17 protein-coding genes are annotated in these 21476 nt (G+C 72.5%); 3 read left to right on the forward strand and 14 right to left on the reverse strand.

Annotated elements, in window-relative coordinates; translation table 11 throughout:
- Positions 1-66 precede the first annotated feature (66 nt).
- The 4 genes from nudC to G4X40_RS01050 are packed head-to-tail and all read right to left on the reverse strand — an operon-like array spanning position 67 to position 4720.
- Positions 67-1005, reverse strand: a complete 939-nt coding sequence (nudC, locus tag G4X40_RS01035) for an NAD(+) diphosphatase (RefSeq protein WP_277829586.1) — start codon at positions 1003-1005, stop codon at positions 67-69.
- Positions 1002-2333 carry a M16 family metallopeptidase gene (locus G4X40_RS01040; protein ID WP_277829587.1) on the reverse strand — a complete coding sequence of 444 codons (1332 nt, stop codon included), beginning with the start codon at positions 2331-2333 and terminating at the stop codon, positions 1002-1004. The genes nudC and G4X40_RS01040 overlap by 4 nt, the downstream gene beginning before the upstream one ends.
- The gene (locus G4X40_RS01045) at positions 2330-3619 is read right to left on the reverse strand and encodes a M16 family metallopeptidase (RefSeq protein ID WP_277829588.1); all 1290 of its coding nucleotides are present in this window, start codon (positions 3617-3619) and stop codon (positions 2330-2332) included. Before G4X40_RS01045 ends, G4X40_RS01040 begins: the two co-directional genes overlap by 4 nt.
- 39 nt (positions 3620-3658) lie before the next feature.
- Positions 3659-4720 carry a potassium channel family protein gene (locus tag G4X40_RS01050; protein WP_277829589.1) on the reverse strand — a complete coding sequence of 354 codons (1062 nt, stop codon included), beginning with the start codon at positions 4718-4720 and terminating at the stop codon, positions 3659-3661.
- Between the two features lie 91 nt (positions 4721-4811).
- On the opposite strand from G4X40_RS01050, the gene G4X40_RS01055 reads away from it, so the two are divergent.
- On the forward strand, positions 4812-5216 hold the full coding sequence (locus tag G4X40_RS01055) for a DoxX family protein (RefSeq protein WP_277829590.1): 405 nt from the start codon (positions 4812-4814) through the stop codon (positions 5214-5216).
- A 25-nt stretch (positions 5217-5241) separates the two neighbouring features.
- Here the strand turns inward: G4X40_RS01055 and G4X40_RS01060 are convergent, their stop codons facing one another.
- From G4X40_RS01060 to G4X40_RS01080, 5 genes are all read right to left on the reverse strand, one after another.
- Positions 5242-6384, reverse strand: a complete 1143-nt coding sequence (locus tag G4X40_RS01060) for a saccharopine dehydrogenase NADP-binding domain-containing protein (protein WP_277829591.1) — start codon at positions 6382-6384, stop codon at positions 5242-5244.
- Between the two features lie 9 nt (positions 6385-6393).
- Complete coding sequence (locus tag G4X40_RS01065; protein WP_277829592.1) at positions 6394-9855, reverse strand: ATP-dependent helicase; 3462 nt, start codon at positions 9853-9855, stop codon at positions 6394-6396.
- Complete coding sequence (locus tag G4X40_RS01070) at positions 9852-13169, reverse strand: ATP-dependent helicase (protein WP_277829593.1); 3318 nt, start codon at positions 13167-13169, stop codon at positions 9852-9854. Before G4X40_RS01070 ends, G4X40_RS01065 begins: the two co-directional genes overlap by 4 nt.
- An 80-nt stretch (positions 13170-13249) precedes the next feature.
- On the reverse strand, positions 13250-13717 hold the full coding sequence (locus G4X40_RS01075; RefSeq protein WP_277829594.1) for a hypothetical protein: 468 nt from the start codon (positions 13715-13717) through the stop codon (positions 13250-13252).
- A gap of 146 nt (positions 13718-13863) precedes the next feature.
- The gene (locus G4X40_RS01080) at positions 13864-14439 is read right to left on the reverse strand and encodes a YceI family protein (RefSeq protein ID WP_277829595.1); all 576 of its coding nucleotides are present in this window, start codon (positions 14437-14439) and stop codon (positions 13864-13866) included.
- 108 nt (positions 14440-14547) lie between these two features.
- Here G4X40_RS01080 and G4X40_RS01085 point away from each other — a divergent pair, with 108 nt between their 5' ends.
- Together G4X40_RS01085 and G4X40_RS01090 are read left to right on the forward strand one after the other, a co-directional pair.
- Entirely contained in the window at positions 14548-15327 is a 780-nt protein-coding gene (locus G4X40_RS01085) for an alpha/beta fold hydrolase (RefSeq protein WP_277829596.1), read from the forward strand.
- Positions 15328-15621, forward strand: a complete 294-nt coding sequence (locus G4X40_RS01090) for an MGMT family protein (protein WP_277829597.1) — start codon at positions 15328-15330, stop codon at positions 15619-15621.
- 9 nt (positions 15622-15630) lie between these two features.
- On the opposite strand, the gene G4X40_RS01095 is transcribed toward G4X40_RS01090, so the two are convergent.
- From G4X40_RS01095 to nirB, 5 genes are all read right to left on the reverse strand, one after another.
- The gene (locus G4X40_RS01095; RefSeq protein ID WP_408642086.1) at positions 15631-16530 is read right to left on the reverse strand and encodes a spermidine synthase; all 900 of its coding nucleotides are present in this window, start codon (positions 16528-16530) and stop codon (positions 15631-15633) included.
- Positions 16531-16608: 78 nt separating this feature from the next.
- A complete protein-coding gene (locus G4X40_RS01100) occupies positions 16609-17322 on the reverse strand; it encodes a sirohydrochlorin chelatase (RefSeq protein ID WP_277829599.1) in 714 nt (237 codons plus the stop codon).
- Positions 17319-18494, reverse strand: a complete 1176-nt coding sequence (locus G4X40_RS01105) for a uroporphyrinogen-III synthase (protein WP_277829600.1) — start codon at positions 18492-18494, stop codon at positions 17319-17321. The genes G4X40_RS01100 and G4X40_RS01105 overlap by 4 nt, the downstream gene beginning before the upstream one ends.
- Positions 18484-18864: a nitrite reductase small subunit NirD gene (gene nirD / locus G4X40_RS01110; protein ID WP_277829601.1), complete on the reverse strand. Its 381-nt coding sequence runs from the start codon at positions 18862-18864 to the stop codon at positions 18484-18486. Before nirD ends, G4X40_RS01105 begins: the two co-directional genes overlap by 11 nt.
- Before the next feature lie 59 nt (positions 18865-18923).
- Positions 18924-21470, reverse strand: coding sequence for a nitrite reductase large subunit NirB (nirB, locus tag G4X40_RS01115; protein ID WP_277829602.1), 2547 nt, complete (start codon positions 21468-21470; stop codon positions 18924-18926).
- Positions 21471-21476 lie beyond the last annotated feature (6 nt).

Here is a 21476-nt window from a genome sequence, read left to right on the forward strand (position 1 = left end):
CCTTTCGTTCGGACGGAATCGGTGTGGACGCTACCCGCGTGGGTCGGGCCGAGCCCGGGAACCGCTCTACCGACCCACCGCCGCCCACGATTCGACCATCCCCCGCGCGATCGAGACCGAACCCGGCAGCAGCAGTTTCGCATCCGCCCGGGTGGACCAGTCTCCCGCCTCGAGCGCCTCGCGGACCTCGGCGCGGGTGAACCATTGCGCCTCGGCGATCTCGCCGTCGGCGAAGACGAACTCCTGTGCGGGGTCGGCCTTCGCGTGGAAGCCGAGCATGATCGAGCGCGGGAACGGCCACGGCTGGCTGCCCAGATAGTGCACATCGTGCACCAGCACACCGACCTCCTCGGCGATCTCACGGGCCACGCAGGCCTCCAACGATTCGCCGGCCTCGACGAACCCGGCCAGCACCGAGTACATCCGCTCCGGCCACACCGGTTGGCGGGCAAGCAGAATCCGGTCCGCTCCGTCGTGCACCAGGCAGATGATCGCCGGGTCGGTACGCGGATACTCCTCGCGCTCGCAGCTCTCACAGATGCGCACCCATCCGGCCTGCACGGGCTTCGTCGCCGCGCCGTCACGCGAGCAGAAGCGGGCGTTCGTATGCCAGCTGAGCACCGCCAGCGCGGTCACGTACTGACCGGCCTCGGTCGATCCCAGCAGCGCGCCGCACGATCGCAGGTCGCCGAGTTCGACCGTCCCGTCCGACTCCCCCGGCACCACCCGTTCGTCGAAACCCGTGTCCCGAACCGCCCACACGTGCAAGCCCGCGTCGACGCCGAGCAGCACCGCCTCCTGCGGGCGCTGCGGGAACAACTGCGCGGCCCGCTCGAGCAGCAGACGGTCGCCCTGCAACCGGACCCGCCCGCGCGGACTGACCCGCAGCACCAGCGCATCCCCCCAGCCGGCGTCCAGCGCGTCTTCATCGGACCGGAGGGTCACCGGGCGGTCGAGTGCGCCCCGGGAGAGCAGCGGCTCCTGCAACAGTTCGAAGTCGGTCACGACACCACACCTACCACGGACTGCAGCGAATCGGTCAGCGACGCCGCGTCGCCCTGAACGATTCCGGTGAACCGGTGGGCGCCGAAGAGCGCAGCGGCCGCCGCACCGACCTCGTCGACGGTCACCGTCGCCAGCGCCCGCGGGTGCTCGGTGAGCCACTCCAGGCCCAGGCCGACCGTCTGCATCCCGGCGACCGTGCCGGCCAGCCCGGACTGCGAGGACAGCGAGATGCTCAACGCGCCGATCGCATACTGGCGTGCTGCGTCCACCTCGGCTGCCGTCGGTGGCGTGGTCACCATGCGGGACAGTTCGTAGACGGTCTCGAGCACGGCCGCCGCGGTGGTCTCGCGCGCGGTGTCGAGCGCGACCAGCAGCATGTCGCCGGCGATACCCGAGTCCAGCAGCGACGAAGCCCCGTAGGTGTATCCCTTGTCTTCACGGACGTTCTCGACCAGCCGCGACGAGAAGTAGCCGCCGAACACCAGATTCGCGATCTTCGCCGCCGGATACGACGGGTCCGACCGTGCCACCGAGTTGCCGACCAACCGGATCTGCGACTGGACCCCGCGCGGCCGATCGACCAGTTGCAGCGGCGACGGCCGGACCGGCTCGAACCGCTCCAGGACCGCCGCGGGCCGCGGACAGGTCCATCCGGCGAGCGCCGCACCGACCGCGTCGATCGCGGTGTCCGGGTCCAGGTCGCCGACCAGCGTCAGCACCGATCCGCGCGGCGACACCCCGGCCCGGTGCAGCGCGCGCACCTCCTCGACGCCCAGCGCGGCCACATCCTTGGCCAGCGGCACCTCGAAGGTCACCGGGTGTGCGCCGAACGCCTTAGCCAGCAACGCTTCCCGCGCTCGGACACCGGGGCGCGCGCGGAACACCCGTAGCCGCTCGGCCAACCGGTCCCGCTCGCCGTCGAACTCGCCGACGGGATACGCGGCGTGCTCGAGCACGTCGTCGAGCAGGTCGAGCAGAGTCGGAAGATGCTCGGCCGGAGCCGATCCCGCGAAGGTGAGGAAGTCCGGTCCGGCCGCCGCGCCCAGCGCCGCACCGGCCACGGCGAGGTCGGTGTCCAGATCGAGCCGGGTGCGCGAGCGTGTCCCCGTCATCAGGCACGACGAGAGCAGGTCTGCGCGGGCGGCGTGCCGCCGGTCCGGCCCGGCGAACGGCACCGTCATCCGCAGCTCGACCATCGGGACGGTCGGCATGCGCACGGCCACCACCCGCAGGCCGTTCGCCGACACCGACGTCGCCGATGCGATCGGCACCTCGACGGGCGCGGCGGTCAGCTCCGGCAGCCGACGGGGCCGGTCGTGGTCCGTCACGAGCACTCCTGTTCCACGGTGACCTCCAGTACTGCTCTCGACTGCCCCCGCACGGCCGCGGCCGCCTGCGCCACCTGCTCCGGGTCGACCGCGGCGACGAGGTCGGCGAGCTGCCACGTCATCTCCGGCACTCCGAACAGCAGTTCCGCCGAACCGAGTTCGAGGGTGCGGGCGGTCAGCCGATCGCTGTGCCGCAGCGTGTCGGCGCGCCAGCGCGCCACCACCCCGGCCAGCTCGCGTTCCTTCGGCCCGGCGGCGGCCAACTCGTCGAGTTCGGCGTCGATCGCCGCGAGCACCCGATCCGTGCCGACCGTGTCCGGGTGGACGGCGGTGAGCAGCAGCGGCTCGGGGTCCCGGGAGTCGAGCGGCGTGCCGAACAGCCCCGGGCCCACGGTGATGTCGGTGACGATGCCGTCGCGCTGGACCGGACCGCGCTGCAGCCGCGCCGAGTCGCCGTCGGCCAGCACCGCCGCCAGCACCACGTGCGCGACATACCCGGTCAGATCGGTCGCGGCGTCGGGCATCCGGTAGCCGACCGCGACCGCCGGCAACTCCGCGTACGGATCATGATGTGTACCACGGCGTTCGGCGCGCAGACCGGGCTCGGCGAAGGACCGGCGCGGCGGCGCCGGGCGAGGTTCGATGTCGCCGAAGTGCCGGTGCACCAGTTCCTCCACGCGGTCGGGGTCCGCATTGCCGGCGATCGTGAGGACCGCGTTCGCGGGGGCGTAGAAGGTGGCGAAGAAATCCTCGCAGTCCGCGACGGTCGCGTCGTCGAGGTGCGCGAAGTCGCCGTACCCGTTGTGCGCGTTGGCGAAGGTGTCGAACAGCAGCGGCGGGACCAGGATCCACGGCAGCCCGCCGTACGGACGACCCACCACGTTGAGCCGGATCTCCTCCTTGACGACCTCCACCTGATTGGCGAGGTTCTCGGCGGTGATCCGCGGTGCGCGCATCCGGTCCGCCTCGAGGAACAGCGCACGCTCGAGAGCGGCGGCCGGCAGCACCTCGTAATAGTCGGTGTAATCGGGTCGGGTCGACCCGTTGAACGAGCCGCCGGAGGACTGCACGACGCGCGCGTGCTCGAGCTTCGGCAGCGACGCCGATCCCTGGAACATCAGGTGCTCGAACAGGTGCGCAAAACCCGTGCGCCCCTCGGGTTCGGACCGGAAGCCGACGTCGTAGTGGACGGCGACCGCCACCGCCGGTGTGTTCCGGTCGGGCGCGATGAGCACCCGCAGCCCGTTTCCCAGGGTGAGTCGGCGGTAGCGCGGAGCGAAGGCCACGCCCCAGCCTATCGACCCGTGGCCGTCGCGACGGCCACGTCAGACCTTGCGGATGTACAGCAACCGGTCGGCCGGTTCGAGTGCGTCGACCTCGGCGGTGCCGGCGCGTAGCAAGCGGTCGCCGCGCACCACCGCCAGCACGATGTCCGACAGGTGCCGCGGCGAGCCGCCGACCTCGGTGGGCTCGACGTCACGCTCGGCGATGGCGAACCCGGCCTCCGGGGTGAGCAGGTCCTCGATCATCTCGACGACGGCCGGGGTCGCGGTGGCGACGCCCAGCAGCCGGCCGGTGGTCTCCGACGACACGACCACCGAGTCCGCCCCGGACTGCTTGAGCAGGTGCATGTATTCGGACTCGCGAACCGAGGCGACGATCTTGGCCTTGGGCGCGACCTCCCGCGCGGTCAGGGTGACCAGCACCGCGGTGTCGTCGCGGTTGGCCGCGACGATGATCGCCGAGGCCCGCGGCGCACCGGCGAGCCGCAGCACGTCGGACTTCGCGCCGGAGCCGTTGACGGTGACCAGCCCGACGTGACTCGCCTTCTCCAGCACCGCGGGGTCGGTGTCGACAACGACGATCTCCGAGGCCGGGACGCCGTCGCCCATCAGCGCGTCGACGGCCGAGCGGCCCTTGGTGCCATAGCCGACGACGACCGTGTGATTACGCAACTTGCGCCTCCATCGCTGGATCTTGGCGGCCTGCCGGGACCGCTCGGTGAGCACCTCGATGGTGGTACCGACCAGCACGACCAGGAAGGCCATCCGAAGTGGGGTGATGATGAGAATGTTGACCAGCCGGGCGCTCTCCGAGACGGGCGAGATGTCGCCGAATCCGGTGGTCGTGATCGACACCGTGGCGTGGTACATGCAGTCGAGCAGCGTCATCGGCTTGCCGGAGATGTCCTGGTAGCCGTCGCGCTGGAGGTAGACGATCAGTCCGCTGAGCACGACCAGCGCCACCGCGACGACGACGCGGAGGGTGATGGACCGCGACGGGCTCGAACGGCGCACCGGGACGCGTACGACGTTGACGAGGTCGTAGTCGGGCCGGTCGGTCAGTTCGTCGTCGAGCGCGATGCGGCTGCGCAACTTACCGGCCATCGGTGCACCCGGCCCCACATTCGCTGATGATCACAAGGCGGCAGCGTATCGAGATTCCGTCGCGGCCGCTGCGACTGGCAGGCTTGTCGGCATGAACGCACCCCAGATCGTTGCCCGCACCGGCCGCGACCGCGCCACGCGCGCGGCGATTCGCCTGTCCGCGCTGCTGCTCGGCGCCGGCACCCTGCACCTGGTCGCCCCCGCACCGTTCGACTCGATCGTGCCGCGCGCACTGCCCGGCGAACCGCGCCTGTGGACCCACGCATCAGGTGTCGCGGAACTCGCCGTCGGCACGGCACTGGCGGTCCCGCGCACCCGCCGGATCGGCGGGCTCGCCGCGGCGGCCCTGTTCGTCGCGGTGTTCCCGGCGAACGTCGCGATGGCCGCTCAGTGGTGGCGACGCCCGCTGCCGTACCGCGCGGTCGCGTTGGGACGGTTGCCGTTGCAGGTCCCGCTGGTGACCGAGGCGCTCAAGGTCGCGCGTACCGCGCGCTGACCGCCGTACCGCGCGCCGACGCGGATCAACCGGCCGCGGTCACGACCTGCGCTTCGAGGCCCGCCTGTGTCGCGGCGTCGCGCAGCGCGTCCAGGCCGAACGCCTGGACCGGCCCCAGTGCGCCGACTCGGCGGTGCACGGTCTTCGGCCCGGTGTGCGCCTCGACGGCCGCCGCCCAGGCGAGCGACTGCGCCGTCAGCGGATACGGTCCCGGGCCCTCGAGGTCGAGCGCGGCCAGCACGGTCCCGCCGGTGTCGGTCACCCGTGCCGCGACGAGGCTGCGGCCCTGCGCCATCGCCTCGGCCGACGGGCCCTCGGAATCCGGACCGCCGGCGAGCAGCGTGCTGATCCGGCCGGCAAGTGCCCGGCTGCCGGGGACCCCGGCGATCACCGGCCCCAGCACGGACAGCTTCGACACGATCTCGGTGGCCCACCCGAACCAGCCCTGATAGACGTCCAGCTCGGACAGGCTCGGCGCCAGCTCGGGCAACGTGAGGTGCTCGGCGGACCCGGTGGACAGCCCGACCCGGGTGTGTCCGCCGATCTCGAACTCGGCGGTACGCGCCGCCGGGCGGTCCTCACACACCCGGCCGCGGAAGGTGAACCCCGGCTCGAGTGCCGTCTCGGTCACCGCGGCCAGGCCCCGCGCACCGCTGGCCCGGCACACACCGTCGCAGAAGTAGCCGACCTCCAGCCGGAACGGGATGCCCACCTCGGCGGCCGACTCGAGCGCCCATGCCCCGGCCAGCTGACCGGGCACGTAGTCGTAGCCGAAACCGGGCATCAGCCGTGCGCCGCGCACCTGCGCCCGGCGGCCGAGCTTGTCGAAAACCCAGCGGATGTACCCGGGCTCCCAGCTGGAGTCCAGGTAGGACGCCCCGGCCTCGGCGGCGGCCTCCACCACCGGACGCCCCCGATCCGGAAACCTGCCGACGGTGCTGAGCACGACGTCGTCGCCGCCGATAGTGCGGCGCAACGCGCCCACATCCGTCACGTCGAGCACCAGGGTCTCGAGTGGGCGGTCGGGTGCGAGTTTCTGCGCGGCGGCCGTCAACGCGTCCGCGTCGCGACCGACCAGGACCGGACGTTCGCCGGCCGCGACCAGCGCCGCCGCCGTCAGTGCGCCGGTGTGACCGGTGGCCCCGATCTGCAGGATTCGTCGCGTCATAGGGCGACCCTACTGGTGCCGGTCCGCGCCGGCGGACTCGATCAACCGGCCCAGTTCCTCGCGGTCGGGCAGGTCGTCGGGGGCGATGGTGCGGCCGGTGCGCACGTAGTGGAACGCCGCGCGGACGCTCGTCAACGGGACGGGCTCGTCGCCGCCGGCCAGCTCCGCCCAGGCCACCCGGTAGGCGGCCAGCTGGATCAGCACCGACCGCCGCTGTTCGGCGGTCGGCTCGCCGCCGGTCTTCCAGTCGACGACCGTCCACCCGCCGTCCGCGTCGCGGAACACCGCGTCGATGCGGCCGCGGATCACGGTTCCGGCGATCGAGGTCTCGAACGGGACCTCCACCTCGGCCGGGTTGCGCTGCGCCCAGGGCGAGCGCAGGAACGCCTCCTGCAGCTCGGCCAGGTCGGCCACGGGGCCGTTCTCGCTGTCCGCGGCCCCGGGCAGCTCGTCCAGGTCGAGCAGCCGCGTCGCCCCGAATCGGCGCTCCACCCAGGCGTGGAACGCGGTTCCGCGGCGGGCGAACGGATTCGGCGGGTACGGCAGCGGCCGGCGCAGCCGCTGCGCGAGCAGGTCCGGGTCGGCGCGCAGTTCGACAAGCTGGCTCACCGAGAGCTGATGCGGCAGCGGTACCGCGAGTTGCGGCGCGAGGCGCTGTGCGCGTTCGGCCAGCAGCACTTCGACATCCCGGGACCAGCCCTCCGGATCGTCCACGTCCGGTTCGTCCTCGGCAGGTTCGCCGTCCTCGTCGGCTTCCGCCGAGGTCGTGGCGGCTTTCGTAGCGGAGGCCGCGGCGGTGGTGGTGGTGCTCGCGAATTCCGCCACCGCGTGCCGCACGAGTTCGGCGCCGTCCTCGACGTCACGCTGCCGCGCACCCAGCGGCTGCACGGGAGGCCAGGGCGCCGCACGCTTCTCCTGGCTCAACGGATTGTGTTCGGCCTCCGGGTGTTCGGGCGTCGGCGCCCACTCCTGCACCTCGCCGACGCCTGCCTCGATGCGTTCCCTGAGCTCGAGCAGGAACCCGGACGGCCCCTTGGCTTTACCCTCGTCCGGCCAGTGGTGCCCGGAAACCAGCAGCACCCGCTCGGTGCGGGTGAGCGCCACGTAGAGCAGCCGGCGGTCTTCGTCGAGCCGACGCGCGGCCAGCGCCTTCTTGTGCCGCTCGATCGCCTCCTCGAGGTCCTTGCGGGTGTTCACCCCGTCCAGATCGAGCAACGGGAACCCCTCGACCGCAACGTGGTTCGCACCCGGATCGGATCCGTCGGGTGGTACCGCGGCGTCGCCGCGCAGCCGCGGCGGCAGTTCGGTGACGTCGCCGAGCCACGTGCTCGACGCCCGGTCCGACGGGAAGACGCCGTCCACGATGTGCGGAACGGCCACCACCTGCCATTCCAGGCCCTTGGCCTTGTGCGCGGTGAGCACCTGCACCCGCTCCGGGTGCACGGCCACCTCGGCACTGTCGAAGCCGTCCTCGATCGACTCGGCCGCGGCCAGATACGCCAGCATTCCGGTGAGCGTCGCGTTCGGCAGGCTCGCATAGCCGGCCACCACGTCGGCGAACGCATCGAGATGTTCACGACCGGCCACCGAACCCGCGCCGGCCGGCTCGTCCGGGCGACGGGCCACCGACTCGATGCCGATGCGTAGCGTGCGCTCGACCTCGGCGACCAGTTCGGTCAGCGGCTGGCCGAGACGTTCGCGTAGCGAGGCCAGCTCGCGGCGGATCTGGGTGATGCGGTGGTAGCCGGCGGCCGAATACGCTTCGGCCGGACCGGGATCGGCGATCGCATCGGCCAGCCCCGCCTGGTCGGCGTGCTCTCCGGGCAGCGCCGCCGCGAGCCCGCGGTCCAGCGTCTCGGCGTCGTCGAGCACACCGGCCTCGGCGAAGGCGGTGCGGATGGCCAGGGCCCGCGCCCGCGACGCCAGTACCGCCAGGTCGGCAGCGCCGATCCGCCAGCGCGCGCCGGTGAGGATGCGCATCGCCGCGCTGCCGGCGAGGGGATCGGCGATCAGTCGCAGCATGGCAACCACGTCACGGACCTCGGGTTCGTCGAGCAGACCGCCGAGCCCGACCACCTCGACCGGCAGACCCTGCTCGCGCAGCGCCTCCGCGAGCGGCGCGGAATCGGCGTTGCGCCGCACCAGGACCGCCGCGCTGGGCACGGCCTTCCCCTCGGCGCGGGCGGCGGCATAGGTCTGCGCGATCTGCTCGGCCACCCAGCGACGTTCGGCGCCCACGTCGGGCAGCAACGCCGCCCGGATGTCACCCGCCACGGCCCCTGGACGCGCGTTGAGCGTGCCCACCTTCGCCCCGCGGGCGCGCAGCGACTCGGAGACCGCGTTGGCCAGCGTCAGCGCCTCTGGCGGATTACGCCAGCTGGTGAGCATCTCCAGGCGCGGCGCGGGGGTGCCGTCGGGCCGCGGGAAGTCCTCGACGACCTTGTCGAGGTTCACCGCGGAGGCACCGCGCCAGCCGTAGATGGACTGGATGGGGTCGCCTACCGCGGTCAGCGCCAGCGTGTGCCCGGGGCTGCCGGTGCCGGAACCGTCGACGCCCACACCGAACAGGCTCGCGAGCAGCACCCGCTGCGCATTACCGGTGTCCTGGTACTCGTCGAGCAGAACCGCGCGGAACCGCTCCCGCTCGGCCCCGCCCACCTCCTCGCGGTGCCGGTCGGCGACCTGCGCCGCCAGCGACATCTGGCTGCCGAAGTCCAGCAGCCCCTCGCGAAGGAGCGTGTCGCGCAACGCGATCACCAGCGGCAGCAGCGCCACCCGGCGCTGCTGGGCGTCGACGACCGAGAGGAGCTTCTGGTTGGGGGCGCCCTTCTTCCCCGGACCCGGCGGCAGGTTGTGCACCAGGTGCTCGAGCTCCCGGTACGTCTCGTCGAGCCGGTCGAGGTCGACAAGGTGCTCGGCCAGCTGCCCGTACAGCCCGAGCACCGCCTCGGTGATCGTGGCCGGGCTCTTGTCGGTCTCGAGGTCCCGGTCCCAGCCGCTGACCACCCGGTAGGCCAGCTGCCAGAGCTCGGTCTCGCCGAGCAGCCGGGCACCCGGCTCGATCGGCAGCAACAGCCCGTATTCGGTGAGCAGCCGCCCCGCATACGAGTGATAGGTGCTGATCTCCGGCTCGCCCGCGGCGAGGATCTCACGCAACTCCGCCCCGGCGCCGATCCCGCTCAGCGCATCCGGCGCCTTGAGCCGGTTCAGGCTCCCCCGGATCTTCTTGCTCAGCTGCTGCGCGGCCTTGCGGGTGAACGTCAGGCCCAGCACCTGCTCCGGCCGGGCATGCCCGTTGGCGACCAGCCACACCACCCGGGCCGCCATCGTGGTGGTCTTGCCGGCCCCGGCGCCGGCCACCACCAACGCGGGGCACGTCGGATCGGCCTCGATCACCGCGGCCTGCTCCGGCGTGGGCTCGTTGTCGCCCAGCGCCTTCGCCAGTACCGATGCGCTCACCACCGCGTTCATGCTCCGCACACCTGCCTCCCCGAGTCCTGGACCGGACAACTCGTCCGCACCGGGCAGTGCCGGCATCCATCGTTGACCATCGCCTCGAAGGTCGGGCCCCGGGTGGCGGCGGCGGCGCGGTGGATCTCGCCGATCCACTCGTCGATGCGGTCGCCGTCCAGCGGCGCCTGGGTGCGTTCGGTGGCGGCCTGCGTCTTGGTCCGCTTCGCGACGAACACCAGTTTCGCGCCGCCCGGTTCGCCCGCGTCCACACCCTCCACAAGACCCTTCGCGGCCGCGACCTGATAGGTGGCCAGCTGCGCGTGCGCCTCCGCGTCGGCCTTGCTGACCGGGGTCTTGGCGGTCTTCACGTCGACGATGACCGGCCTGTCGAGCGCGTCGCGTTCGAGCCGGTCGATCCGGCCGGTCAGCTTCACGTCCGGTCCGCCGGACTCCGGCGCCGGCAGCACTCCCTCGACCGTCACCTCGACCCCCGCCTCGGTCAGCTCGGTCCTGGTCTCGCGCAGCCAGGTCCGGAAGCTCTCGAGCATGCCCTCGGTACGGACCAGCTCGTGCCGGGAGAACCACGGCGAACCCAGGTCGACTTCCGTCCACGCCCGGCCGAGCGCCGCACGCACCTGCTCATCGGGCACGTTGCCCGCGACCGCCTGCACGAGCGTGTGCACGAGCGTGCCGGTCACCGCGGTCGTAGAATCGCCGTCCGTGCCGCCGTGCCGCTCGAGCAGCCAGCGCAACGGACAGCGGTGCAGGGTCTCGACGGTGGACGGCGACAGCCGCACCGGACCGTCCTCCGGTCGCCACAGTGGCGCGTCGGTGCTCGACGGGGCCAGCCCGTACCACTGGTCGGGGTGGGCTCCGGGCACGCCGGCCGCGGCCAACCGCGCCAGCTGCCGCGCCGCCCGATCCCGCCGGGCGCGGCGGACCCCGTCGTCGCCGGGATCGGTGCACACGACGCTGCGCAACTCGGCGACCAGCGCGGGCAACGCCAGCACCCGGCGCTCCTCCGGCCCGTCCGCACCGGTGTCCTCGGGCTCCACGGCATCGTCGCCTTCGCCGCTCGACCGGATCTCGTCGAGGAAACGCGACGGGACCAGCTCGTCACCGTCACCCGCCGACTCGACCGCGGTGACCAGCAGCCGACTGCGCGCCCTGCTGCATGCGAGCGCGAACAGCTGCCGTTCCTCGTCGAGCAGCGGCGCCATCTTCGACAGCTGCCTGGTCTCCTGACCGGGGCCGCCGCCCAGCTCGACCGCGTCCACCAGGTCGCCGACGCCGAGCAGCGTGCCCCTGGTACGCAGGTTCGGCCAGATGCCCTCTTGCACACCGACCACCACGACCACGTCCCATTCGCGACCGGCCGCCGCGTGCGCGCTCAGCACCGTGACCGCCTCGGGCACGACCTCCGCACGGAGCCGCGACCCACCCGGGATCTCTTGGGCCACAATGTGGTCCACGAAACCGGACACGTTGGCCGACGGGGACCGGTCGGCGTGGTCCGCGGCCGCGTCGAACAGGGCGACCACCGCGTCCAGGTCGCGGTCGGCCTGCGCCCCCACCGACCCACCGCGGGCGGCCGCCTCGACCCACCGGCGCTGCAGACCGCTCGCCTGCCAGAGCGCCCACAGCACCTCCTCGACGCCCCGCCCGCGTGCCACCGCCGCCCGCGCCTTGGCGACGATCCTGCGCACCCGCACCAACGGCGCGGATTCGACCTCGCTCAGCTCCCTCAGCAGCCTGTCGGTGTCGGGGTCGCCGGGCGCGGACAGCAGCGCCGACCGCACCAGTTCCGCCGAGTCCCGCTCACCGCCCGCGCCCAGCTCCAGGCGGCGCAGGCCGCGGCGCAACCGGCGCAGCGCGATCGGGTCGGCGCCGCCGAGCGGGCCGGCGAGCAGCGCGAGCGCATCGTCGGGGCCGAACCCGCCGATGACCGACGGCGCGGCGACCGCCCGGAGCGCCAGCAGCAGCCCGGCCGTGCCGTGTTGACGGGCCGGCGGCAGCTCGGCCGCGGCGGTGATGACCGGCACGCCCGCGGCGAGCAGCGCGCGCCGCAGCGGGGCCATCGACAGCGGCACCGACCGCACGATCACCGCCATCGACGACCACGGCACGCCGTCGACGAGATGGGCGCGGCGCAGGGTGTCGGCGACGGCCGCCGCCTCCTTCGCCGCGGTCGTGTGCACCTCGACGCGAACGACGCCACCGGATCGCTCCGGTGCCGGGGACTGCGGCAGGTGCCGCGGCATCTTCCGGGCGATACCCGCCGCCGCCCGCACCACGGCTTCGTCACTGCGGTGGTTCACGGTCAGCGCGACCGATCGGCCCGCACCGAGACCTTCGAGGAAGCGCGGGGAGGCGCCACGGAACCGGAAGATCGACTGGGCCGGATCGCCGGCGATCGCGGCCAGCGCGCTGCCCGGGACCAGCGCCCGCACCAGCTCGGCCGCCAGCGGATCGAGGTGTTGTGCGTCGTCGACCAGCAGGTAGCGGATGCGCGACCGCTCCGCGGCCAGCAGTTCCGGGTCGGCGGTGAACGCGTCGAGCGCCGCGCCGACCAGTTCGGCCGCGTTGACCGCCGGGGCGGTCGCCTCCGGCGCCTCCATGCCGACCGATGCCCGGAGCTGCTGGACGTGTTCGTACCGGACGGCGAAGTCGGCGACGGCCTCCCAGACCTCGCGCCACTTCTCGTAGCCGGAGTGCTGCCACAGCGTGGCCAGCCCCTCGGGGCCGAGCCCCCGCTCGGTCGCACGCAGCATCACGTCACGGACCTCGTGTGCGAAACCCGCCAGTCCCAGCGCCGGGCGCAGGTGCGGTGGCCACTTCCCGGTGCCGTCGAGCTCGTCGCCGCGCAGCAGCTCGCGGATCACCGCGTCCTGCTCGGCGCCGGGGATCAGGCGCGGCGGCGGATTGTCGTGGCGGGCCGCGTGCAGCCGCAGCACCCCGAACGCGTAGGAGTGCACGGTGCGGACCAGCGGCTCGCGAGTGGCCCGGAGCCGGCCGTCGACCAGCAGCCCGGCGGTGACGGACTCCCGGATGCGCAGGGCGGCACGCCGCGACTGCGCGAGCACCAGCAACGACTCCGGGTCGGTGCCCGCTCGCGCGAGACGATTGCGGGCGAGGTCGATCAGCAGCGAGGTCTTGCCGGTGCCGGGTCCGCCGAGGATCTGCACCGCGCCGCCGACCGGGCTGTCCGGCTCAGCGAGCAGGTCCGCCGCCGCGCCGGTCCATTCCCTGCCGTCGGCGGCGTCCACCTGCTGCTGCGGCACCAGCCGCGCCCACCGACGATCGTCTCCGTGGCCGGCGCCGCCTTCGCTCATGCGAGCATGACACCACGAGGCACCGACAGCGTCGCCGCCGACCGTTCAGTACGCCGCGGCCGTCCCGCGCCGGACGTCGCTCAGTTCGGCGCGTTCAGGTAATCCTGAATGGCCTGGCCGACCTGCGGGTTGCCGGTGGCGGTGCCGATGGCCGCACCGGTCGCCGATCCGGTCGGCGCGCCGATCATGCAGCCGGCGAGGCTGCCCGGGAACATCGACAGGCACCCGATCACCAGCCCGATCGCCCCGCCGATCGCGGTGCCCGCGCCGCCGCCGTTGACGAAGCCCTTCCCGAGCTCGTTCTGCAGGTTTGCCAGGGCCTCGGCCTTGTTGCGCGGATGCGCCGGTGCCGCGGGCGCGTCGGCGAGGGTGATGGACGGGCCGACGGGTGTCGTGACCGGCGCTGCGGCCGCCACACCCACCCCGGCACCGGCCGCGGCAGCGGCCACGATCGTCGTCGCCGCCAGCGTCTTGAGTGCGGCCGCTTTCACCGCCCCCGTCTTCAGCGCACCGGCCTCGACGGCCCGGACTGTCATTGCGTGCTTCATGGTGTTCCCCATATCGCCGGCAACGGATGGCCGGTTTCGGCCAGCCCCGACGGTAACCCCCGATGCGCCCATATCGCCGTCGAACAGCGAGTTTTCACGGATCGTTCACACGCCCCGTGGCGCGCACGGGGATACCGCCGAGGCGATCACTCCTGCCGACGGATCGCCGAGATGTCGATCTCGAGGGTGACCTTGTCGCCCACCAGCATCCCGCCGGCCTCCATGGCCGCGTTCCAGTTCACGCCCCAGTCGCGCCGGTTGAGCGTCCCGGAGACCTCGAAGCCGACCCGGTGGTTCCCGCTGGGATCGACCGCGGCGCCGGTGAATTCGACGTCGACCGTGACAGGCTTCGTGATCCCCTTCACCGTCAGGTCCCCTGTCACCTCGAAGGACGGTGCCGACCCGTTGATCGCGGTGCTGACGAAGGTGATCTCCGGGTACGTCGGCATGTCGAAGAAGTCGTTGCTGCGCAGGTGTTGGTCACGCTGCTCGACACCGGTGTCGATGCTGTCCGCGACCAGCGTCACCCGCGCGGTCGACCGCCCGATGTCGCCGGCGTCGAGGTGCAGCACACCGTCGACGTCGTTGAACGTGCCGTGCACGCGGGTGACCATCGCGTGCCTGGCCATGAACCCGAATCTGGAGTGCGCCACGTCGATGTCGTAATCGCCGGACAGCTCTGCGTGAGCCTGCTCCTGCTGGGCCGGGTCTGTGCCGGTCATCGTGACTCCCCTCTCCTGACGGAAACCACCTCGATCCATGATCCACTGTGATCGCCTCGCACGACAAGCACCTGCGTACGGTTCGCACCGCTTTGCGAGAATCGAGACATGGACTCGCTGCACGTGCACCGCTTCGGACCGGACGACCGACCCGTGCAGGTGCTCGCCGTGCACGGGCTCACCGGCCACGGCAAGCGGTGGTCGACGCTGACCTCCGACGAGCTACCGGGTGTGCGCGTGCTCGCCCCCGACCTGCGCGGGCACGGTCACTCCCCGTGGACGCCACCGTGGACGATCGAGGGGCACGTCGCCGACCTCGCGGCGCTGCTGCGGCGGGAGGCGACGGCGCCGGTGGTGCTGGTCGCGCATTCGTTCGGCGCGATGCTCTCGATCCACCTCGCCCGCACGGTGCCCGAGCTGATCGGCGCGCTGGTGCTGCTGGACCCGGCGATCGGGCTGGACCCGAAGTGGGCGCTGCAGGTCGCCGACCTGACGATCGCCTCGCCGGACTACACCGACGTCGCGGAGGCGCGCAGCGACAAGCAGCACGGCGGCTGGACCGATGTGCCGGCGGCGGTGCTCGAGCACGAGCTGGTCGAGCACCTTGTCGAGCTGCCGAGCGGCCGCGTCGGCTGGCGTGTCAGCACACCGGCGGCGATCGCCGCGTGGGGCGAGATGGCCCGCGATTTCGTGCTGCCGCCGGCGGGCCTGCGCACGGTGCTGGTGCAGGCGATGCGGGTGCAGCCGCCGTTCGTCACCGACGACTTCCGCACGGCGTTGCGCGCGCACCTCGCCGACCGGTTGACGGTGCACGACGTCGATTGCGACCACATGATCCCCCAGGCCAGGCCCGATGTCGTCGGCCGGCTGGTGCGGGAGCTGCTGTAGATGCCGACCACCGAGGCACAGGTCGAACGGGTCCGCGAGCTGGTCGCGTCGATCCCGCGTGGCCGTGTCGCGACCTACGGGGACATCGCCGCCGCGGCGGGTCTGAGCACCCCGCGCACGGTCGGCTGGATCATGCGCACCGACGCGGCCGATCTGCCATGGCATCGGGTGCTGCGCGCCGACGGACGGCCCGCAGCACACCTCGCCGAGCGCCAGCTGGAACGGCTGGCCGGCGAGGGGACGCCGATCCTCGACGGGCGCGTCGACCTCGCGGTCGCGCGCTGGCGGTTCTGACCCCGGAACTCAGGCGCCGGCCGGGTCGCGGCGCGCGCGGACCGAACCGGCGAATCGGCGCACCTGCGCGTCCTGCCACACGTGCGCCTGGGTTCCGCCACCCAACAGCCGACTCGCAAGCCGCGGCGAATTCCCCAGCGGGACATCACTTCCCGCAAGGATGATGTTGCCGCGACGTTTGCCGCCGAGCGTGGCGGGGTCGGCGATGACCGCGGTGTGCTCGAAGCGCTCGCCGATCGTGGCGGCCTCCTCGCGGGCGCCGCGCAGGTCCGCGGTGTCGCCGCAGTTGACGACGTAGATCCCGCCGGGCGACAGCACCCGGCGGACGTGCGCGGCGAACTCGACGGTGGTGAGCGGCAGCGGGGTGCTGTGGTCGGCGAACACGTCGCGGATCACGAGGTCGCGGCTGTTCTCGGTGAGCGTCTCGGTGACCGCGCGGGCCTCACCGACCCGGATGCGTAGCAGCGGGGCGCGCGGCAGGTCGAACCACTCGCGCACCAGCACCGCGAGGCGCCCGTCGAGTTCGACGACCACCTGACGGGCCTGCGGGTAGACCGCACCGAACGCGCGCGCCAGCGTGCAGGCGCCGCCGCCGAGATGGAGCATCCGCGGTGACGACTCCGCCGAAGACGGATCCCACTGCGAGTAGACGAGTTCGGCGATCCACCGCATGTAGTCGAAGGACAGCGCGCGCGGCTCGGCCAGGTCGATGTGCGAGCTCGGCTCGCCGTTGATCCGCAGCACCCAGCCGTTGGAGTCGAACGGGTCCGGCTCGAGTTCGCAGGTGCCGGTGTCGATCTCGTGGACACCGGCCACCGGGACCCCGGCACCGCCCGACCGGGCCGCGCCGGACCTGACACCACCGCTCGAGCGTCCCTTACGCGATCCGCCGCCGCGCTGCCTGCCCATCGACGCCATCCCTGCCGCTCATGTGCGGCAACATGCGCCGGCACCCGGCCACCAGCGTAACGACCGGGGCCACGCGGGTCAGCGCACCCTGGCCGGCACCCGGACCGCGTCGGTGTAGCGCCGCACGACCAGGTCGACCAGTCCCGGGTGCACACCCAGCGGGTCGGCGACCGCGTCGGCGCCGGCCTCACGCAACCGGTCGTGGAACAGCCCCGGCGCCAACAGGTAGGGGGCCAGGAGAACCCGCCGCGCCCCGCGAGCACGGATCCGTGCGACGACCTCGGGAACTCGGGGCGCGGCGGTGGTCACGTAGCCGATCTCGACCGGACGACCGATCAGGTCGGAGAGCACGGCGGCGGCGGCGCGGACGTCCGCCAGCGCCCGGGGATCGGACGATCCCGCGGCGACCAGCACCACGTCGTCGCCGGGGCGCCAGCCCGCCGCGCGCAGCCGGTCGAACTGCACCCCGGCCAGCGCGGGCGACGGCCCGAGCGCCGGGGTGACCGTCACATCCGCGTGGCCGCTGTCGGCGACCTCGCGCGGCACGTCGACCCGCACGTGATAGCCGGAGGCGAGGAAGGCCGGCAGCACGACCGTCGGAGTCTCCATGCGCCGCAACACCTCCGACGGTGACGGCCCGAGCACGTCGACGAAGGCGACCCGCGTCCGGCCGACGCGCTCGGACACCGCCTCCGCGAGCGCACCGATCACCTGCACTCCGCGCGGGTTGCGGGTGCCGTGCGCGACCAGCACCAGTTCGGGGTCCCTGCTGCCGATGTTGCTGTCGCTCATCGTCGCTCCTGTTCTGTCACCAGCCGATAGCCGCGTTTGAACACCGTCTGCACGATCTGCCCGTCGCCGAGCGACGCCCGCAGCCGCGCGACCGCCGAGTCCACCGCGTGGGTGTCCGCGCTGCCCCCGGGCAGCGCGCGCAGCATGTCCGTCCGGGAGACGACCCGGCCGGGGCTGCGGACCAGTTCGCGCAGCAACGCCATCGCCGCCGGGGTGACCTCCCGGACCGCGCCGTCGACGACCACACAGTTGCGCCGGATGCTGAGCTCGCGCCCGCCCGCGCGGACCTGGACGGCCCGAGCCGGCAGCGCCTCGGCCAGCTCCCGCGCCAACGCGCCGAGCCGGGCCCGGCTCGGCTGGAACGTCTCCACGCCGAGCCTCGTCAGCGGTGCCGCGGTCACCGCCCCGACGCAGGCGACCAGCACCTGGCCGCGCAGCGCCGCCAGATACGGCTCGAGCAGCCCGTTGTCGTCGGCCCGCCCCAGCATCGCGGCGACCGCGGGGGCGCTGGTGAAGGCCAGCGCGTCGAGCCCGCCGTCGATGGTGGTGCGCAGCAGCGCGTCGACCGCCCGCGGGTCCTCCGGGGGCAGCCACCGGTAGACGGGGATCTCGATCACCTCCGCGCCGGCGGACCGCAGCGCCGAACACACGTCGACGATCGGTTCCCATTCGGTGGCCGCGCCGTGCAACTGGACCGCGATCCGGCAGCCGGACACCCCGGCACCGAGCAGGTGCTCGAGCAGTTCGACCGACGACTCGGACTCGGGAGAGAAGTCCTCGCGCAGTCCCGCGGCCCGGACCGCGCCGGTCACCTTGGGTCCGCGCGCGGCCACGCGGGCCGACCGCAGCGCGCCGAGCAGTTCGTCGGCCTGCCCCCAGCCGTCGGCGGCCTCGACCCAGCCGCGGAACCCGATCGCGGTGGTGGCCACCACGATGTCGGGCGGACTCGAGATCACCCGGGCGGTCGCCTGCCGTAGCTGCACGTCGTCGGGCAGCGGGATCAGCCGGATCGCCGGGGCCTGCACGACCTCCGCGCCGCGCCGGGTCAGCAGTGCGGCGAAGTCGTCGGCCCGCCGGGCCGCGGTGATGCCGACGGTGAACCCGGCCAGCTGGGCGCCGGGTGCACCGTCGGTCGCTGCGGTCCGGTCCGCCACGGCCGCACTACCCACCATGGGCGACCTGGACCACACCGTCGACGACACGGACCCGGTAGACCGGGAGGGCATGTGACGGATCATCCAGGCACACGCCGCTTTCCAGCGAGAAGACCTGCTTGAGCAACGGCGACGCGACGGTCGGCTCGCCGGCCCGGTCGCCCACGATGCCGCGGGACATGACGGCGGCGAAGGCGTACGGGTCGATGTTGCCGACCGCGCGCAGCGAGTCGTCGGCGAGCCGGAACAGCGCCGCCTGGTCGCCGCCACGCATCAGCACCGCGACACCGCGCCCGGGGATCAGGTCGCCCATCATGCAGGCGGGGGTCCAGTCGGTGGAGCGTCCGAGAGCGGCGGTCACCTTCGGTCGAATGTCCATGACGGTCATGGTGTTTCTCCCTTCATCATGCGTTCGTCGATGGTCGAGTTGTCGGGTCCGACGGTCGGTCAGTCGGCGGTGACGAAGTCGTCGTGCGGGGACCGCACGGCCGGCATCCCGATGAGCACGGGCACCTTCCGTGATCCGTCCTCGGCGTAGGCGGCGTCCTGGTTGAACGCCACGGTCGGGTCGAGCTCGTCGGGCGCGTTGACGAACGAGACGAACCGCGCCAGCTTCTCCGGATCGGCCAGCACCCCGGCCCATTCGTCGGTGTAGCTGTGCACGTGCCGGGCCATCGCCGCCTCGAGGTCGTCCGCGATGCCGAGGCTGTCGTCGCACACCACCGCGCGCAGGTGATCCAGTCCCCCGTCGAGCGCCTCGAGCCACGGGGCCGTGCGCTGCAACCGATCCGCGGTCCGGATGTAGAACATCAGGTAGCGGTCGATGTACCGGACCAGGGTCTCGGAGTCCAGATCCCCCGCCAGCAACTGCGCGTGCTTGGGGCTCTGCCCGCCGTTGCCGGCGACGTACAGGTTCCAGCCGCGCTCGGTGGCGATGACGCCGACGTCCTTGCCGCGCGCCTCCGCACACTCGCGGGCGCAACCCGACACGCCCATTTTGAGCTTGTGCGGCGACCGCAACCCACGGTAGCGGTTCTCCAGCGCCACCGCCATGCCGACCGAGTCCTGCACGCCGTACCGGCACCAGCTCGAGCCGACACAGCTCTTCACGGTGCGCACCGACTTGCCGTATGCCTGACCGGATTCCATGCCGGCATCGACCAGTCGCCGCCAGATCAGCGGCAACTGCTCGACGCGCGCGCCGAACAGGTCGATGCGCTGACCGCCGGTGATCTTCGTGTACAGGCCGAAGTCGCGGGCGATCTCTCCGATGACGATCAGCTGCTCCGGGGTGCACTCGCCGCCGGGCATCCGCGGCACCACCGAGTAGGTGCCGTTCTTCTGGATGTTCGCCAGGAAGTGGTCGTTCGAGTCCTGCAGCGCGGCCTGCTCGCCGTCGAGGATGTGGTCGCCGGAGGTCGACGCGAGGATCGAGGCGACCGTCGGCTTGCAGATGTCGCAGCCGGTTCCCTTGCCGTACTTGGCGATCAGCCCGGAGAACGTGCGGATCCCGGTCGCCTGGACGATCTGGAACAGCTCCGCGCGGGACTGCTCGAAGTGCTCGCACAGCGCCTTCGACATCTCGACACCGGAGGATTCGAGGATCTGCTTGATCATCGGGACGCAGCCGCCGCAGGTGGTGCCGGCCGAGGTGCACGCCTTGATCGCGGCGATGTCGCAGGCGCCGTCGGCGATGGCCCCGCAGATCGTGCCCTTGGTGACGGCGTTGCACGAGCACACCTCCGCATCGTCCGGAAGTGCTCCCGCACCGACCTGGGCGCCGGCCGGCGAGATCAACGACGCCGCATCGGCGGGCAGTTCCCGGCCGACGAGCGGGCGCAGGCTCGCATAGGCGCTCGCGTCGCCGACGAGGACACCGCCGAGCAGGGTCTTCGCGTCGTCGGAGAGCACCAGTTTGGCGTAGGTGCGCTTGGCCGCGTCGTTGAGCACGACCTCCAGGGCCCCCTCGGACTCGGCCAGCGCATCACCGAAGCTCGCGACGTCGACGCCGAGCAGCTTGAGCTTCGTCGACAGGTCCGCACCGGGGAATTCGGCGCCGCCGGCCAGCAACCGGTCGGCGACGACCTCGGCGGTCGCGTAGCCGGGACCGACCAGCCCGTAGCAGCGGTCCTCGACCGCGGCACACTCGCCGATCGCGTAGACATCCGGATCCGAGGTCCGGCAGGCGGTGTCGACGAGCACGCCGCCGCGCGAGCCCAGTTGCAGACCGCAGTCGCGGGCAATCTGGTCGCGCGGGCGGACCCCGGCGGAGAAGACCAGCATCGCGGCACTGATGTCGGAGTCGTCGGACAGCGACACCCGCAGCGACCCGCCGGCGTCCTGGGTGATCGACTGGGTCGACACCCCGGTGTGCACGGCCAGCCCCAGGTCGGTGACCAGTCGTTCGAGCAGGATACCGCCGCCCTCGTCCACCTGGTTGGGCAGCAGCCGCGAGTTGTACTCGACGACGTGCGGGGTCAGCCCCAGCATCCGCAGCGCGTTCGCCGCCTCCAATCCGAGCAGGCCGCCGCCGACCACGACCGCCGCCGCCCCGGTCCCGGCGGCCTCGGCCGCGTCCCGGATCCGGTCGAGGTCGTCGAGGGTGCGGTAGACGAAGCAGCCGGCCTCGTCGCTGCCCGGCACCGGCGGGACGAACGGGTAGGAGCCGGTCGCCAGCACGAGCGCGTCGTATCCGATCACCTCGCCCGACGACGTGGTGACCGTCTTGGCGTCGCGGTCCACTGACTCGGCGCGGGTGCCCAGGCGCACGCTCACGTGGTCGTCGCCGGGGTAGTCGTTGCCGGACAGCGCCAGTTGCGCGGGGTCCCACGAGTTCACGTACGACGACAGGCCCACCCGGTCGTAGGCGGGAACCGGCTCCTCGCACAGCACCAGCACATCCCAGCGGTTCTCGGCGTCACGGGAACGGAGTGCCTCGACGAAGCGGTGTCCGACCATCCCGTGGCCGACAACCACGACCGTCTGCGTCGTCATGCTGCA

Origin of the sequence: Speluncibacter jeojiensis (assembly GCF_029589495.1) — a bacterium.
GTDB classification, from domain to species: domain Bacteria; phylum Actinomycetota; class Actinomycetes; order Mycobacteriales; family Mycobacteriaceae; genus Speluncibacter; species Speluncibacter jeojiensis.